A 15,060-nucleotide genomic window follows, 5' to 3' on the forward strand; every position below is an offset into this window, starting at 1 on the left:
GAAAACGTTATCGACAACGATTGACACCACCGTCCTCGACCCGCCATGCTCGACCCCGACAATGTGGCGGCAGTCACATCACCCATACATCCAGAGCTGTGACGAAGAGGTCCCAAGATGTCGAGGAAGACACAAGCGCTCGCCGCGCTGTGCGCCGGATTGATGATTGCCGCCACCGGTTGTGGCGGCTCGGGCGACTCCGGTGGCGACGACAACACCATCATCTGGTGGCACAACTCCAACAACGATCCCGGTAAGGGCTACTACGAGCAGGTCGCCAAGGACTACGAGTTGGCCAACCCCGGCGTCGACGTCAAGGTGCAGGCCTTCGCCCACGAGGACATGCTCACCAAGCTCGACGCCGCCTTCCAGAGCGGTGACCCCGAGCAGATCCCGGACGTCTACATGGAGCGTGGCGGTGGCGAGCTCGCCGACCACGTCGAGGCGGGCCTGACCAAGGACCTGTCCGAGGACGCGAGCGACGAGATCGACATGATCGGCGGCTCCGTCGCCGGCTGGCAGGTCGACGACAAGACGTACGCGCTGCCGTTCTCCATCGGCGTCGTCGGGTTCTGGTACAACAAGGACCTCTTCGCCAAGGCCGGCATCACCGCCGCGCCGACGACGATGGCGGACTTCTACGCCGCCGTCGACAAGCTCGAGGCGGCGGGGATCCAGCCGGTCTCGGTCGGCGCCAAGGACGCCTGGCCGGCCGCGCACTACTACTACTGGACCGCGGTCCGGGAGTGCTCTGAGGACATCCTCACCTCGGCGGTCAAGAGCCTCGACTTCGCCGACGCCTGCTTCGAGAAGGCCGGCGACGACCTCGCCGACATCGTGGCCCACAAGCCGTTCAACAACGGCTTCCTCTCCACCGGTGCCCAGGAGGGCCCGACCTCGGCCTCCGGCCTTCTCGCGACCGGCAAGGTCGCCATGGAGCTCGCCGGCCACTGGGAGCCCGGAGTGATGCAGGGGATCACGGAGGACAAGAAGGGGTTGGGGGACAAGACCGGCTGGTTCGCGTTCCCGCAGATCGAGAGCGGCCAGGGTGACCCGGCCGCGCAGATGGGTGGCGGTGACGCCTGGGCGGTCTCCGAGGGTGCCCCCGACGCCTCGGTCGACTTCGTGAAGTACCTCCTCTCCACCGAGGTCCAGACGGGCTTCGCGAAGAACGGGATGGGCCTGCCGACCAACCCCGACGCGACCGGCGCGCTGACCGACCCGGCGCTGGCCGACCTGATCAAGGTGCGAGACAGCGCTCCGTACGTCCAGCTCTACTTCGACACCGCCTTCGGGCAGTCCGTCGGTGGCGCGATGAACGACGCCATCGTCAACGTGTTCGCCGGAAAGGGCTCGGCCGCCGACATCGTCAAGGCCACCCAGGCCGCCGCCGACAAGGAAAAGTGAGCTGACCCTGTGACATCCGACGTGACCGAACCCGCGACGGCGGCGCCAGGGCACGCCACATCGGACGCCCGGCGTACAGGAGCTGTACGCCGGGCGCCCGGCGGTCCCGGGGGGACCGGCTCTGCCGATCCGACCTGGCGTGGTGACGCCTGGCGCAAACGCCTGGAGATCCTTGTCTTCGTCACCCCAGCGCTCGCCCTCATCGCCCTCTTCGTAGCCTGGCCGATCGTCACCGCGGTGCGCTTCTCGGTCTACGACTGGAAGGGCTTCGGCGACCTGACCGACTTCGTCGGTCTCGAGAACTACGCCGAGGTCCTCGGCGACGAGGTCTTCCGCAGCGCGGTCGGCCACAACCTGGTCATCGTGGTGGGCTCGATCCTGCTCCAGCTCCCGCTGGGGGTGGCGATCGCGCTGCTGCTCAACCGCAGGATGGCCGGCCAGGGCCTGCTCCGGACCGTCATCTTCGTGCCGTACGTCCTCGCCGAGGTCATCGCCGCGGTGGTCTGGCTGCAGCTGCTGCAGCCGCAGTACGGCTTCATCGACGCGTTCACCGCGCAGATCGGGCTCACCCCACCCGAGCAGGGCTGGCTCGGGACCCCGGAGTACGCCCTGTGGATCGTGCTCCTGGTGCTGACCTGGAAGTATCTCGGCCTGGCCGTGCTGCTCTTCCTGGCGGGGATGCAGGGCATCGCCGAGGAGCTCTACGAGGCCGCCCAGCTCGACGGTGCGTCCTGGTGGCAGACCCAGCGGCAGATCACGATCCCGCTGCTCGGCCCCACCATGCGTACCTGGGCCTTCCTGTCCATGATCGGCTCCATCCAGTGCTTCGACATGATCTGGGTGCTCACCCAGGGCGGTCCCGCGGACGCGACCGCCACCATGGCGACGTACCTCATCGACGAGGGCACCAAGCGGCACAACTACGGCATCGCGGGTGCGGCCTCGGTGATCCTGTTCGTCATCGCGTTCGCGATGGCTCTCGCCTACCAGGTCCTCATCCTGCGTCGTGACGTCTCCGACGACGCCCCTCGTACGAAGCGAAAGGCGGTGGCGTGATGTCCCGAGCCATCCGCGGCAACCTGTGGGTCTACCTGATCGCGCTGATCGTGGTCGCGATCACCCTCGGCCCGGTCCTCTACGGGGCGATGGGCGGCTTCCGCACCAACGCCCAGCTCGCCGACAAGCCGGCCGGGCTGCCCGACCCGTGGGTGTGGAGCAACTACGCCGGCGTGCTGTCGAACCCCTCGTTCTGGCAGTACGCACTCAACTCGACGATGATCGCGATCATCACCACGGCGGTGACCGTCGTGTTCGGGCTGATGGCGGCGTACCCCTTGGCTCGCTACCAGTTCCGGGGGCGCGAGGCGCTGTTCATGGTCTTCGTGCTCGGCCTGCTCTTCCCGGCGGCCGTGGCGATCATCCCGCTGTTCATCATCATCACCCGCAACCTGCACATGGCGAACACCTGGTGGGGAGTGGCCCTCCCGCAGGCGGCGTTCGCGCTGCCGATGACGGTGGTCATCCTCCGGCCGTTCCTGATGGCGCTGCCCAAGGAGCTGGAGGAGGCGGCGCTGATCGACGGTGCCGGACGGATCGGCATCTTCTGGCGGGTCCTGATGCCGCTGTCGGCACCCGGGATGATCACCGTCGGGGTGCTGGCCTTCGTCACCTCGTGGAACGCCTACCTGCTTCCGCTCCTGCTGCTCCAGGACCAGATGCGCACGCTCCCGCTCGGCGTCGCCGACTTCTCCACCGAGCACTCCGCCGACACCGCCGGGGTCCTCGCGTTCACCACGCTCGCGATGATCCCCGCCCTGGTGCTCTTCCTCGCCTTCCAGCGCCGCCTCGTCAGCGGCCTGCAGGGTGCGGTCAAGGGCTAGAACGGACACCCCCTGTGACTGAACCGATGACCGACGCACCGCTGCCTGCCTGGCCGCAGGTCTCCGAGCGCGTGCGCGACCTGCACGCGCGGATGACCTTGGCGGAGAAGCTCGCCCAGATCGTGGGCTACTGGCTCGACCGCGGCGGCGACGTGGTCGCGCCGATGGCCAACGAGATGACTCGCGACATCGAGGGCGGCGAGGACCGCCGCCTCTCGGAGCTCACCGCCCACGGCCTGGGCCACTACACCCGCGTGTACGGCACCCGGCCGGTCGACCCTGCCGAGCGCGCCGCGTGGCTGTGGACCGAGCAGCGACGCCTGGTCTCGCAGACCCGGCTGGGGATCCCGGCCCTGGTCCACGAGGAGTGCCTCACCGGGCTGGCGGTCTGGCAGGCCGCGACCTTCCCGACGCCGCTGGCCTGGGGCGCCAGCTTCGATCCCGAGGTCGTCGAGGAGATGGCCACGATGATCGGCGCCGACATGCGTGCCCTCGGCGTGCACCAGGGGCTCGCCCCGGTGCTCGACGTGATCCGCGACGCGCGCTGGGGCCGCTGCGAGGAGGCCATCGGCGAGGATCCCTATCTCGTCGGGACGGTCGCGACGGCGTACGTCCGGGGGCTGCAGTCCGCCGGCGTGCACGCCACGCTGAAGCACTTCGTCGGCTACTCGGGCTCGCGCGCCGGCCGCAACCACGCGCCCGTCTCCGCGGGGCCCCGCGAGGTCGCCGACATCTATCTGCCGCCCTTCGAGATGGCGGTGCTGGACGGCGGCGCGAGGTCGGTGATGGCGTCCTACAACGACATCGACGGGGTGCCGCAGCACTCCTCGGTCGAACATCTCACCACGCTGCTGCGCCAGACCTGGGGTTTCGACGGGGTCGTGGTCGCCGACTACTTCGGGGTGGCGTTCCTCGCGGTGATGCACGCCGTCGCCGCCGACCGCGGGCGGGCCGCGGCGCTGGCCCTGGAGGCCGGTGTCGACGTGGAGCTGCCGTCGGGAGATGCCTACCTCGAGCCGCTCACCGCGCTGATCCGCTCCGGCGAGGTCTCCGAGTCGCTCGTCGACCGGGCCGTGCTCCGCGCGCTCGCGCAGAAGGAGTCGCTCGGGTTGCTGGACGAGTCCTTCGTCGCCGGTCTCTCGGACGGGCCGCCGGCATCGGTCGACCTGGACTCCCTGGCCCACCGAGCGCTGGCGCGCCGGCTGGCCGAGGAGTCGGTGGTACTGCTCAGCAACGACGGTCTGCTGCCGTTGCGGGAGACGCCGGCCAAGGTGGCGATCATCGGCCCCAACGCCGACCGGTCCGAGGCGCTGATGGGCTGCTACTCCTTCGTCAACCACGTGATGGCGAGCTATCCCGACGAGCCGCTCGGCATCGAGCTGCCCACGATCGCCGAGGCGCTTCGGGCCGAGCTCGGGGCATCCTCCTACGAGGTCGTCGCGGGATGTGAGGTCGAGGGCTCGGACCGCTCCGGTTTCCCGGCCGCGGTCGCGGCGGCCTCCGCGGCCGATGTGGCGGTCGTCGTCGTGGGCGATCAGGCCGGGCTCTTCGGCCGTGGCACGGTGGGGGAGGGCAACGACTCCGAGTCGCTCGAGCTCCCCGGTGTCCAGCGCGAGCTGGTCTCCGAGATCGTCGCGACGGGGACACCGGTCGTGCTCGTGGTCGTCACCGGCAGGCCGTACGCCATCGGCTGGGCGCTCGACGAGGAGACCCGTCCGGCCGCGGTGCTGCAGGCGTTCTTCCCCGGCGAGGAGGGCGGACCGGCGCTGGCGCGCGTCATCTCCGGTGCGGTCAACCCGTCGGGGCGGCTGCCGGTCTCGATGCCGCGGGTCTCCGGCACCCAGCCCTACAGCTACCTGCAGCCGCTGCTGGGCGGTCCTTCCGAGGTCACCAGCACCGACCCGACCCCGGCGCGCCCGTTCGGCTTCGGGCTCTCCTACACCACCTTCGGCTACAGCGGGCTCTCCGCCGACCGATCGGTCGTGGCCGGTGGCACCTTCGCTGTCGAGGTGACCGTCACCAACCTCGGTGAGGTCGCGGGCGTGGACGTGGTGCAGCTCTACGGGCGCGACCTGCTGGCCTCCGTGGTGCGACCGGTCACCCAGCTGCTCGGCTACCAGCGGGTCGCGCTGGGTCCCGGCGAGTCGGCGACGGTGCGCTTCGAGGTGCCCACGACCCGGCTGGCCTTCACCGACCGCAGCCTCACCCGCGTCGTCGAGCCCGGCGACGTGGAGGTGTGGGTGGCCGCCTCGGCCGGGGAGAAGGTCGCCACCGCGGTCGCCGAGGGCATCGCCGAGCTCTCCGGCGTCGAGGCCGCCTCGGCCGCCGGTGGGTCCGGCAGCGACAAGGCGCTGGTCACCATCACCGGCGAGGTCCACCGTGTCGGCCCCGCCGACCGGCGGATCACCACGGCGACGGTCACGTCCTAGGGGCGCCGGGCGAGGTGGGCGGCGGGATCGGCGATGACGCGGCGTACGACGGTCCCGGCCGCCCCGCGCACGGCAGCGTCGCTGCCCAGGCCGGAGACCAGCAGCCTGGGCTGCTCGGCGGCACCGGTGTGGTGGCTGATCGAGGCCGCGGTCGCCGTGGTGAGCCAGGACGCGAGGGTCGCGAAGGCGCCACCGAGGACGATCGCGGCGGGGTCGAGGAGGGTGAGCACCGAGGAGAGCGCGACCCCGAGGTGACGGCCGGCGTCGGCGACGGCATCGAGTGCGGCCTGGTCGCCCGCCGCGCAGGCCTGGGTGAGGTCGGCCATCGTCGCCTGCTGGGCTCGGGCGAGGATCTCCTGCTGGCCGGCCATCCGCTCCAGGCAGCCGTGGCCGCCGCAGCCGCACCGCGGGCCGCCGGGGGCGACCACGACATGGCCGAGCTCGCCGGCACCGGCGTGGGCCCCACGGAAGACCTCGCCCCCGACGACGATGCCACCGCCGATACCGATCTCACCGGAGACGTGCACGAAGTCGCGCAGCGGCGCGCCCTCGTGCTCATGGCCGCCGAACCACATCTCACCGAGGGCCGCGAGGTTGGCCTCGTTCTCCAGGTCGACCTCGAGCCCGGTGCCCTCCTGGATCGCGGCGGCGAGATCGACCTGGGTCCAGCCCAGGTTGGGCGTACGCACGACCGTGCCGTCGACGGTCAGCCCAGGCACCGCCACGCATGCCGCGGCCAGGGGGAGACCCTGGGCGGCCGCGCTGCCGGCGGCCGTGTTGGCCACCTCGATGAGGTCGGCGACCACGTCGCCGACCTCGCGGTCGCGGTTGTCGCGGCGTACGACCTGGTGGTAGCGCGGCGCGCCGGTCAGGTCGGTGACCATGGCGGCCAGGTAGTCGACGTTGATCTCCAGGCCGAGGCCGGCGGCGCCTCCAGGGGCGAGGGTGAGCGCCGTGGCCGGCCGGCCACGCTCGGTCGAGGCCGGACCGCTCTCCCCGATCAGGCCGGCGGAGATCAGATCCGTCACCAGCCCGGACACCGACGACTTCGTCAGACCGGTGTGCACGGCGACCCGGGCTCGGGAGACCGGGCCGGTGCGGGCGACCTCGCCGAGCACGAGCGCGAGGTTGCTCGCCCGCATCCCGGCATGCTGGGAAGGCTCGGTTCGGACCGTCATGGATGGGATTAGACCAAGTTCTGAACTTGAGGTCAACCGACCGGGCTTTCAGGCGTGGGAGCGGTTGACAATGTGACGTCCATCGCGTTTGATCTGGATTAGATAGTCCGAGTCGTGAACTAAAGTGAGGAAGCAAGGCTATGACGGAGTACACCCCCACCCCGGACGACAAGTTCACCTTCGGTCTGTGGACCGTCGGCTGGCAGGGCGTCGACGTGTTCGGCCCCGGCACGCGGCCGCCGATGGACCCGGCCCACGCCGTCCACAAGCTCGCCGAGCTCGGCGCCTGGGGCGTGACGTTCCACGACAACGACGTCTTCGCCTTCGAGGCCACCGACGCCGAGCGGGACGCCGCGCTGACCAGCTTCCGCAAGGCGCTGGCCGATACCGGCCTGGTCACCCCGATGGTGACCACCAACCTGTTCGGCCACCCCGTCTTCAAGGACGGTGCGTTCACCTCCAACGACCGCTCCGTACGTCGCTTCGCCCTGGCCAAGGCCGCCCGCAACATCGACCTGGCCGCCGAGCTGGGCGCGGAGACGTTCGTGATGTGGGGCGGGCGCGAGGGCGCCGAGTCGGCGTTCGCCAAGGACATCGGCTCCGCCTTGGACCGCTACCAGGAGGGCGTGAACCTGCTCTGCGACTACGTCATCTCCCAGGGCTATGAGATGCGCTTCGCCATCGAGCCCAAGCCGAACGAGCCGCGCGGCGACATCCTGCTGCCGACCATCGGCCACGCGCTCGCCTTCATCGAGACCCTCGAGCACCCCGAGATGGTCGGCGTGAACCCCGAGGTCGGCCACGAGGAGATGGCCGGCATGTCGATGGCGGCGGGGGTCGCGCAGGCGCTGTGGGCGGGCAAGCTCTTCCACATCGACCTCAACGGCCAGCACGGGCCCCGCTTCGACCAGGACCTGCGCTTCGGTGCCGGCAACCTCCGCGGTGCCTTCGCGCTCGTGGACCTGCTGGAGACCCACGGTTACGAGGGCCCGCGCCACTTCGACTTCAAGCCGCCGCGCACCGAGGACGAGGCCGGTGTCTGGGCCTCCGCCGCGGGCTGCATGCGCAACTACCTGGCGCTGAAGGCGAAGTCGGCCGCCTTCCGCTCCGACCCCGAGGTCGCTTCGGCTCTCGAGGCGTCGGGGCTCTCGGAGCTGGCCACGCCGACCCTGGCCGAGGGCGAGTCGCTGGCGACGCTTCGAGAGGAGACCTACGACATCGACGCGATGGCCACGCACGGGTTCGGCTTCGAGCATCTCGACCAGCTCGCCATGGACCACCTGCTCGGGCTTCGTTAGGTTGCCACGCATGTCGCTCGTCGCCGGGGTCGACTCCTCGACCCAGTCCTGCAAGGTCGTCGTCCGTGATGCGGAGACCGGGGCGCTGGTGCGCTCCGGTGCCGCGCCCCACCCCGAGGGGACGGAGGTGGACCCGGCGGCGTGGTGGACCGCGCTCGAGTCGGCCGCCGAGGCGGCCGGCGGGCTCGACGACGTCGCCGCGGTCTCCGTCGGCGGGCAGCAGCACGGGATGGTGTGTCTGGACGAGGCCGGAGAGGTCGTACGTCCCGCGCTGCTGTGGAACGACACCCGCTCGGCCGCCGCGGCCGCCGCGCTCAATTCCGAGCTCGGCGCTGCGGCCTGGGCCGAGGCGGTCGGCTCGGTGCAGGTGGCCAGCTTCACGGCCACCAAGCTGCGCTGGCTGGCCGAGCACGAGCCCGACGCCGCCGCCCGGGTCGCGGCGGTCTGCCTGCCCCATGACTGGCTGACCTGGAAGCTCGCCGGCGCGCCGGGGCTGGCGGCGCTGCGTACGGACCGGAGTGACGCCAGTGGCACCGGCTACTACTCCGCGGTGACCGGCGAATACCGCCGTGACCTGCTCAAGCGCGCCCTCGGGCGCGACGATGTCGTGCTGCCGGAGGTCCTCGCGCCGTCGGCGGCGGCGGGACGTACGTCCTCCGAGGCTCTGCTCGGCCCAGGCTGCGGCGACAACGCCGGCGCGGCTCTCGGTGTGGGTGCCCGGCCCGGCGACGTGGTCGTGTCCATCGGCACCTCCGGCGTCGCCTGCGCGGTCTCGGAGACACCGACCTCGGACGCGTCGGGGACCGTGGCCGGCTTCGCCGACGCCACCGGCCGCTACCTGCCGCTGGTCGCCACCCTCAACGCCGCGCGCGTCCTCGACGCCACCACCCGGCTGCTCCGGGTGAGCCACGAGGAGCTCTCCCGGCTGGCGCTCTCGGCTCCTTCGGGGTCTGGTGGCCTCGTCCTGGTGCCCTACCTCGAGGGCGAGCGCACCCCCGACCGCCCGTCGGCCCGCGGCGTGATCCACGGACTGACCCTCGCCACCGCCGAGCCCGCCCACCTGGCACGCGCCGCCGTCGAGGGACTGCTCTGCGGTCTCGCCGACGGCATCGATGCCCTGAAGGCCCAGGGCGTCGCGGTCAACCGCGTACTCCTCGTCGGCGGCGGTGCCCGCTCCGAGGCCGTACGCCGCCTCGCCCCCGTCGTCCTCGGCCACCCCGTCCTCGTCCCCGAGCCGGGGGAGTACGTCGCCGACGGCGCCGCCCGCCAGGCCGCCTGGACCCTCGTCGGCGGCGAGGAGCCCCCTTCCTGGGAGTTGGCCGGCACCGAGACGTACGAGGCCGACCCCGACCCCGCCGTCCGCTCCCGCTACGCCGAGGTCCGCGATCTGACCGAAGGCGTCTAGCCGAGCCGTCGCCCCGGTCGGCCGAGCCGTCGGCTGGGTCGGCCGAGGCGTCGGCTGGGTCGGCCGAGGCGTCGGCTGGGTCGGCCGAGGCGTCGGCTGGGTCGATCGAGGGGTCGCGTACGTCGGTCGAGGCGTCATGTACGTCGGCCGAGGCGTCACTTCGGTCGGTCGAGATGTCACGTACGTCGGCCGAGACGTCACTTCGGTCGGCCGAGACGTCACCCACTGACTTCTCGCCCGACGGGAGTGACGCTTCGCCCGACGCGGCCGACGCTTCGCCCGACGCGGCCGACGCTTCGCCCGACGCGCCCGACGCGCCCGACGCTTCGCCCGACGCGCCCGACGCGCCCGACGTGAGCGACGCCTCGGCAGATTGTGAGTGACGTTTCGGCGCGCGCCAGTGACGCCTCGGCAGTTTCCGATAGCGTGGCCGCGCCATGTTGGATCACATCAAAGGCTTCGTCCAGGGAGTCGTCCTCGCGCCCATCGTCCGGCTGTTCGTGGCGCTGAAGATCAGCCCCGACGCCGTGACGCTCGTCGGCACCATCGGAGTAGCGGTCGGGGCGCTGGCGTTCTACCCCCGCGGCGAACTGCTGGCCGGCACGATCTTCATCACCTGCTTCGTCTTCAGCGACCTGATCGACGGCGCGATGGCGCGTGCCGTCGGCCGCACGAGCAAGTTCGGCGCCTTCTGGGACTCCACCCTCGACCGCATCGGCGACGGCGCCGTCTTCGGTGGCCTGGCGCTCTACTTCGCCGGTCCGGGCGACTCCGACCTCTACCTCGCGCTCACCCTGTGGTGCGTGGTGATGGGCGCGGTCACCTCCTACGCCCGCGCCCGCGCCGAGTCGCTGGGCTTCACCGCCAACGTCGGCATCGCCGAGCGCGCCGACCGTCTCGTCCTGGTCCTGGTGATGACCGGCTTCGCCGGCATCTTCGACCTCGACCTGCTCATCTACATCGCACTGTGGATCCTGGCCGTCGCCTCGACCGTCACCGTCGGACAGCGCGTCTGGACCGTCCGCCGCCAGGCCCTCGCTGAGGAGGCGGCGTCGTGACCAGGCCGACCGAGGCAGACGTACGTCTGGCCGCAGAGCTCGTCCGCGGCGCCGGCTCGCTCGCCGCGAAGATGCGCCACGCGGGCATCGGCGACTCGATCGAGACCAAGACCTCGGTCTCCGACGTGGTGACCGCCGCCGACAAGGCCGCCGAGAAGGCGATCGTCGACCGCCTCGCCGCCGAGCACCCCGGCGACGGCATCCTCGGGGAGGAGGGCTCCACCCGGGAGTCGGCGACCGGCCGGGTATGGACCATCGACCCGGTCGACGGCACCTACAACTTCGTCCGCGGCCTCGAATGGTGGTGCTCGGCGCTGGCACTGACCGACGGCGACGACCTCGTCCTGGGTGCGATCTACTCGCCGGCCGAGGACGCCGTCTATGTCGGCGGGCCCGAGCTGCCCACCACCCGCAACGGCGTCCGCCTCGACCCGGTGCTGGACACTCCGCTCGCCCTGGCCTGCCTGACGACCTACCTCCACCCCGCCCAGCTGAGGCACCCGGTGGGTGAGGCCTACGTCCGCGTCGCCAGCCAGGCCGCCTCCATCCGGATCCTCGGCTCCGGCTCGATGGACCTCACCGCGATCGCCCAGGGCAAGCTCCACCTCTTCTGCCAGCACTCCGTCCCCGACTGGGACCGCCTCCCGGGTGCAGCCCTCGTCCTTGGCGTCGGCGGCACGACCGCTCAGGTCGAGGCCGGCGGGGTCCTCTGGTCCCTGGCGGGCGCGCCGGCCGCGGTGGCCGAGGCCGTGGAAGCACTGGCCTCCTAGCAGTCCACTTTGGCAACAGTGGCCTGAGCAGGCCTTTCCGAGGGTGGCGTACGTCCGATCCCGACCTACGATCGCCTCATGGCAACAAGCACGAATGAGACGGGAACCTCGCGCGTCAAGCGAGGAATGGCGGAGATGCTCAAGGGCGGCGTGATCATGGACGTGGTCACCCCTGAGCAGGCGAAGATCGCCGAGGACGCCGGCGCGGTGGCGGTGATGGCGCTCGAGCGCGTCCCCGCGGACATCCGCGCCCAGGGTGGCGTGAGCCGCATGTCCGACCCCGACATGATCGACGGCATCATCGAGGCCGTCTCCATCCCGGTCATGGCCAAGGCCCGCATCGGCCACTTCGCCGAGGCGCAGGTGCTGCAGTCCCTGGGCGTCGACTACATCGACGAGTCCGAGGTGCTGACCCCGGCCGACTACGAGAACCACATCGACAAGTGGGCCTACACGGTGCCGTTCGTGTGCGGCGCGACCAACCTCGGCGAGGCCCTGCGCCGCATCACCGAGGGTGCGGCGATGATCCGCTCCAAGGGCGAGGCCGGCACCGGTGACGTGTCCAACGCGGTCACCCACATGCGTACGATCCGTCGCGAGATCCGCCGCCTCGGCGCGCTCGCCGACGACGAGCTCTACGTCGCGGCCAAGGAGCTGCAGGCGCCCTACGAGCTCGTCAAGGAGGTCGCCAAGGAGGGCAAGCTCCCGGTCGTTCTCTTCACCGCCGGTGGCATCGCCACCCCGGCCGACGCGGCGATGATGATGCAGCTCGGCGCCGAGGGCGTCTTCGTCGGCTCCGGCATCTTCAAGTCCGGCAACCCGGCCCAGCGTGCCGAGGCGATCGTCAAGGCGACCACCTTCCACGACGACCCCGACGTGATCGCCAAGGTCTCCCGCGGCCTCGGCGAGGCCATGGTCGGCATCAACGTCGACGAGCCGGCCCGGTCGATCCAGTTCGCGGAGCGCGGCTGGTGACCACCGTCGGCGTACTCGCCCTCCAGGGCGACGTCCGCGAGCACCTCGCCGCCCTCGACCGCCTGGGGGTGAAAGGGACGTCCGTACGCCGTCGGGAGGAGCTCGACGCGTGCGACGCCCTCGTCCTCCCCGGCGGTGAGTCGACGGCGATGTGGCGCCTGGCCCGTACGTTCGAGCTGCTCGACCCCCTCCGCGACCGCGTCCGCACCGGGATGCCGGCGCTCGGCACCTGCGCCGGCATGGTGCTCCTGGCCGACCGCCTCCTCGACGGGGCGGAAGGCCAGGAGACCATCGGCGGGCTGGACATCACGGTCCGGCGCAACGCCTTCGGGCGGCAGACCGAGTCCTTCGAGACCGATCTCGAGGTCACCGGCCTCGAGGGAACGGTCCACGGCGTCTTCATCCGGGCGCCGTGGGTCGAGGAGATCGGTGACGGCGTCGAGGTGCTGGCGAGCGTCGAGGGTCACCCCGTCGCCGCACGCCAGAACCAGCTGATGGCCACGAGCTTCCATCCCGAGGTCAACGCCGACGACCGGCTGCACCGGCTCTTCCTGGACACCTGCTGCTGACGGTGCAGCACGCCACGTAGTTACAATGGGCACCTGCTGCCCTGTGACGACTCCGGAGGCGGCTCGACAAGCAGAGACGACGACGTGGGGCAAAGGACGGTTCAACGATGAGCGGCCACTCAAAGTGGGCAACGACCAAGCACAAGAAGGCGGCGATCGACGCCAAGCGCGGCAAGCTCTTCGCCAAGCTCATCAAGACGATCGAGATCGCGGCCAAGACCGGCGGTCCTGATCCGGCCGGCAACCCGACCCTCTACGACGCCATCCAGAAGGCCAAGAAGCAGTCGGTTCCCAACGACAACATCGACCGCGCGGTCAAGCGCGGTGGTGGGCTCGACGGCGGTGGGGTCAGCTACGACACGATCATGTACGAGGTCTACGGCCCCCAGGGTGTCGCGCTCCTCATCGAGTGTCTGACCGACAACCGCAACCGGGCGGCCATGGAGGTCCGCACCGCGGTCACCCGTAACGGCGGCACCATGGCCGACCCGGGCTCGGTGAGCCGGCTCTTCGACCGCAAGGGCGTCGTCGTCGTGGCCAAGGCGCAGGAGGGCAAGGAGGTCTCCGAGGACGACCTCCTCGAGGCCACCCTCGACGCCGGCGCCGAGGACGTCAACGACCTCGGTGAGTCCTTCGAGATCGTCTCCGACCCCTCCGACGTGGTCGCGGTCCGCACGGCCCTGCAGGACGCCGGCATCGACTACGACTCCGCCGAGGTCCAGTTCGTCGCGAGCATGGACATCCCGGTCGCCGACGCCTCGTCCGCCGAGAAGGTCTTCAAGCTCATCGACGCCGTCGACGACCTCGACGACGTCCAGAACGTCTTCTCCAACGCCGACATCCCCGACGAGGTCATGGAGACCGTCGACGCCTGACGTCGAGGCGTGTCAGGGGCACGCGAGACGAGCCCTAGTCTGTACGCTACGAACAGGCGTTCGATCAGGACAGAGGGAGTGACGGCGTGCGGGTGCTTGGGATCGACCCCGGCCTGACCCGGTGCGGGATGGGCGTGGTCGACGGCTCGCTGGGCCGGCCGCTGTCGATGGTGGACGTCGGAGTGATCCGTACGTCCGCCGATCTTCCCGTCTGGGAGCGTCTGGTGACCATCGAGAAGGGGATCGATGCCTGGATCGAGGAGCACCGGCCCGACGCGGTCGCGATCGAGCGGATCTTCGCGCGCTCGAACGTCTCCACGATCATGGGTACGGCCCAGGCCAGCGGTCTGGCGATGGTCTGCGCCGCGCGGCGCGGTCTCCCGGTCGCGCTGCACACGCCCTCGGAGGTCAAGGCCGCCGTCTCCGGCAACGGCCGGGCCGACAAGGCTCAGGTGACTGCCATGGTGACCCGCATCCTGCGGCTCCCGACCCCGCCGAAGCCCGCCGATGCCGCCGACGCGCTGGCGCTGGCCATCACCCACCAGTGGCGCGGAGGCGCCCAGAACCGCATCGAGGCGGCGCTCGCCGCCGCCGGAAGGACAAAGAAGTGATCGCGTCCGTGCGCGGCAAGGTCGCCGCCGTCAGCCTCTCCACCGCCGTCGTCGAGGTCGGCGGCATCGGCATCGAGCTGCTCTGCACCCCCAACACGCTGGCCACGCTCCGCACCGGCGAGGAGGCCCACCTGCCGACCAGCCTGGTCGTCCGTGAGGACTCGCTGACCCTCTTCGGCTTCACCGACACCGACGAGCGCACCCTCTTCGAGCTGCTCCAGACCGCCTCCGGCGTCGGCCCCAAGCTCGCCCAGGCGATGCTCGCGGTCCTCTCGCCCGACGGCATCCGCCTGGCGATCGCAGGCGAGGACGCCAAGACCCTCACCAAGGTCCCCGGCATCGGCCAGAAGGGCGCCCAGCGGGTGATCCTGGAGCTCAAGGACAGAATCGGTACGCCGTCGGGCACCGCCTCCGCGCCCGCAGCCGCGCAGCAGGGCGCCGCCCCGTGGCGCGACCAGGTCACCGAGGCTCTCATCGGCCTGGGCTACAACGCCCGCGACGCCGACAAGGCGGTCACCGCCATCGAGCCGGAGGCCGGCGACCAGGCCAACATCTCGCTGCTGCTCCGGGCAGCGCTGCGGACTCTTTCGAAGGCATAAGGATCG

General features: G+C 70.8%; 14 protein-coding genes. 13 read left to right on the forward strand and 1 reads right to left on the reverse strand.

Going from position 1 to position 15,060, the window contains the following annotated elements; genetic code table 11:
- Nucleotides 1–117: 117 nt before the first annotated feature.
- Genes ACIA03_RS16635 through ACIA03_RS16650 form a run of 4 tightly spaced genes read left to right on the forward strand, consistent with a single transcriptional unit; the run spans nucleotide 118 to nucleotide 5,716 of the window.
- Nucleotides 118–1,407, forward strand: a complete 1,290-nt coding sequence (locus ACIA03_RS16635) for an ABC transporter substrate-binding protein (protein ID WP_396984365.1) — start codon at nucleotides 118–120, stop codon at nucleotides 1,405–1,407.
- A 21-nt stretch (nucleotides 1,408–1,428) separates the two neighbouring features.
- Nucleotides 1,429–2,463 (forward strand): carbohydrate ABC transporter permease, encoded by a 1,035-nt coding sequence (locus tag ACIA03_RS16640; protein WP_396984368.1) that lies wholly within the window; start codon nucleotides 1,429–1,431, stop codon nucleotides 2,461–2,463.
- A complete protein-coding gene (locus ACIA03_RS16645; RefSeq protein ID WP_396984370.1) occupies nucleotides 2,463–3,287 on the forward strand; it encodes a carbohydrate ABC transporter permease in 825 nt (274 codons plus the stop codon). The genes ACIA03_RS16640 and ACIA03_RS16645 overlap by 1 nt, the downstream gene beginning before the upstream one ends.
- A 26-nt stretch (nucleotides 3,288–3,313) precedes the next feature.
- Nucleotides 3,314–5,716: a glycoside hydrolase family 3 N-terminal domain-containing protein gene (locus ACIA03_RS16650; protein WP_396984372.1), complete on the forward strand. Its 2,403-nt coding sequence runs from the start codon at nucleotides 3,314–3,316 to the stop codon at nucleotides 5,714–5,716.
- Here the strand turns inward: ACIA03_RS16650 and ACIA03_RS16655 are convergent.
- Nucleotides 5,713–6,894, reverse strand: a complete 1,182-nt coding sequence (locus ACIA03_RS16655) for an ROK family protein (protein ID WP_396984374.1) — start codon at nucleotides 6,892–6,894, stop codon at nucleotides 5,713–5,715. The genes ACIA03_RS16650 and ACIA03_RS16655 overlap by 4 nt on opposite strands.
- Before the next feature lie 140 nt (nucleotides 6,895–7,034).
- Between ACIA03_RS16655 and xylA the strand changes: the two genes are divergently transcribed.
- From xylA to ruvA, 9 genes are all read left to right on the forward strand, one after another.
- Nucleotides 7,035–8,192, forward strand: a complete 1,158-nt coding sequence (xylA, locus tag ACIA03_RS16660; RefSeq protein WP_396984376.1) for a xylose isomerase — start codon at nucleotides 7,035–7,037, stop codon at nucleotides 8,190–8,192.
- A 10-nt stretch (nucleotides 8,193–8,202) separates the two neighbouring features.
- Nucleotides 8,203–9,597, forward strand: a complete 1,395-nt coding sequence (gene xylB / locus ACIA03_RS16665) for a xylulokinase (RefSeq protein ID WP_396984378.1) — start codon at nucleotides 8,203–8,205, stop codon at nucleotides 9,595–9,597.
- Nucleotides 9,598–10,034: 437 nt separating this feature from the next.
- On the forward strand, nucleotides 10,035–10,655 hold the full coding sequence (gene pgsA, locus ACIA03_RS16670) for a phosphatidylinositol phosphate synthase (RefSeq protein ID WP_165111565.1): 621 nt from the start codon (nucleotides 10,035–10,037) through the stop codon (nucleotides 10,653–10,655).
- Nucleotides 10,652–11,425, forward strand: coding sequence for an inositol monophosphatase family protein (locus ACIA03_RS16675; protein WP_396984381.1), 774 nt, complete (start codon nucleotides 10,652–10,654; stop codon nucleotides 11,423–11,425). The genes pgsA and ACIA03_RS16675 overlap by 4 nt, the downstream gene beginning before the upstream one ends.
- 78 nt (nucleotides 11,426–11,503) lie before the next feature.
- Nucleotides 11,504–12,400: a pyridoxal 5'-phosphate synthase lyase subunit PdxS gene (pdxS, locus tag ACIA03_RS16680; protein ID WP_141793124.1), complete on the forward strand. Its 897-nt coding sequence runs from the start codon at nucleotides 11,504–11,506 to the stop codon at nucleotides 12,398–12,400.
- Complete coding sequence (pdxT, locus tag ACIA03_RS16685; protein WP_396984383.1) at nucleotides 12,397–12,969, forward strand: pyridoxal 5'-phosphate synthase glutaminase subunit PdxT; 573 nt, start codon at nucleotides 12,397–12,399, stop codon at nucleotides 12,967–12,969. Before pdxS ends, pdxT begins: the two co-directional genes overlap by 4 nt.
- Nucleotides 12,970–13,076: 107 nt before the next feature.
- Nucleotides 13,077–13,844 (forward strand): YebC/PmpR family DNA-binding transcriptional regulator, encoded by a 768-nt coding sequence (locus ACIA03_RS16690; protein ID WP_396984385.1) that lies wholly within the window; start codon nucleotides 13,077–13,079, stop codon nucleotides 13,842–13,844.
- Between the two features lie 128 nt (nucleotides 13,845–13,972).
- A complete protein-coding gene (gene ruvC / locus ACIA03_RS16695; protein WP_396984912.1) occupies nucleotides 13,973–14,455 on the forward strand; it encodes a crossover junction endodeoxyribonuclease RuvC in 483 nt (160 codons plus the stop codon).
- Complete coding sequence (ruvA, locus tag ACIA03_RS16700) at nucleotides 14,452–15,054, forward strand: Holliday junction branch migration protein RuvA (RefSeq protein ID WP_396984387.1); 603 nt, start codon at nucleotides 14,452–14,454, stop codon at nucleotides 15,052–15,054. The genes ruvC and ruvA overlap by 4 nt, the downstream gene beginning before the upstream one ends.
- Nucleotides 15,055–15,060: the final 6 nt, after the last annotated feature.

The sequence above is a fragment of the Nocardioides sp. NPDC051685 genome (assembly GCF_044453405.1).
GTDB lineage: Bacteria > Actinomycetota > Actinomycetes > Propionibacteriales > Nocardioidaceae > Nocardioides.

Coding starts and splice junctions, on each gene's coding strand:
- ACIA03_RS16635 (WP_396984365.1), top strand. CDS start 118: ATGTCGAGGAAGACACAAGCGCTCGCCGCGCTGTGCGCCGGATTGATG.
- ACIA03_RS16645 (WP_396984370.1), top strand. CDS start 2,463: ATGTCCCGAGCCATCCGCGGCAACCTGTGGGTCTACCTGATCGCGCTG.
- ACIA03_RS16650 (WP_396984372.1), top strand. CDS start 3,314: ATGACCGACGCACCGCTGCCTGCCTGGCCGCAGGTCTCCGAGCGCGTG.
- ACIA03_RS16655 (WP_396984374.1), bottom strand. CDS start 6,894: ATGACGGTCCGAACCGAGCCTTCCCAGCATGCCGGGATGCGGGCGAGC.
- xylA (WP_396984376.1), top strand. CDS start 7,035: ATGACGGAGTACACCCCCACCCCGGACGACAAGTTCACCTTCGGTCTG.
- xylB (WP_396984378.1), top strand. CDS start 8,203: ATGTCGCTCGTCGCCGGGGTCGACTCCTCGACCCAGTCCTGCAAGGTC.
- pgsA (WP_165111565.1), top strand. CDS start 10,035: ATGTTGGATCACATCAAAGGCTTCGTCCAGGGAGTCGTCCTCGCGCCC.
- pdxS (WP_141793124.1), top strand. CDS start 11,504: ATGGCAACAAGCACGAATGAGACGGGAACCTCGCGCGTCAAGCGAGGA.
- ACIA03_RS16690 (WP_396984385.1), top strand. CDS start 13,077: ATGAGCGGCCACTCAAAGTGGGCAACGACCAAGCACAAGAAGGCGGCG.
- ruvC (WP_396984912.1), top strand. CDS start 13,973: ATGGGCGTGGTCGACGGCTCGCTGGGCCGGCCGCTGTCGATGGTGGAC.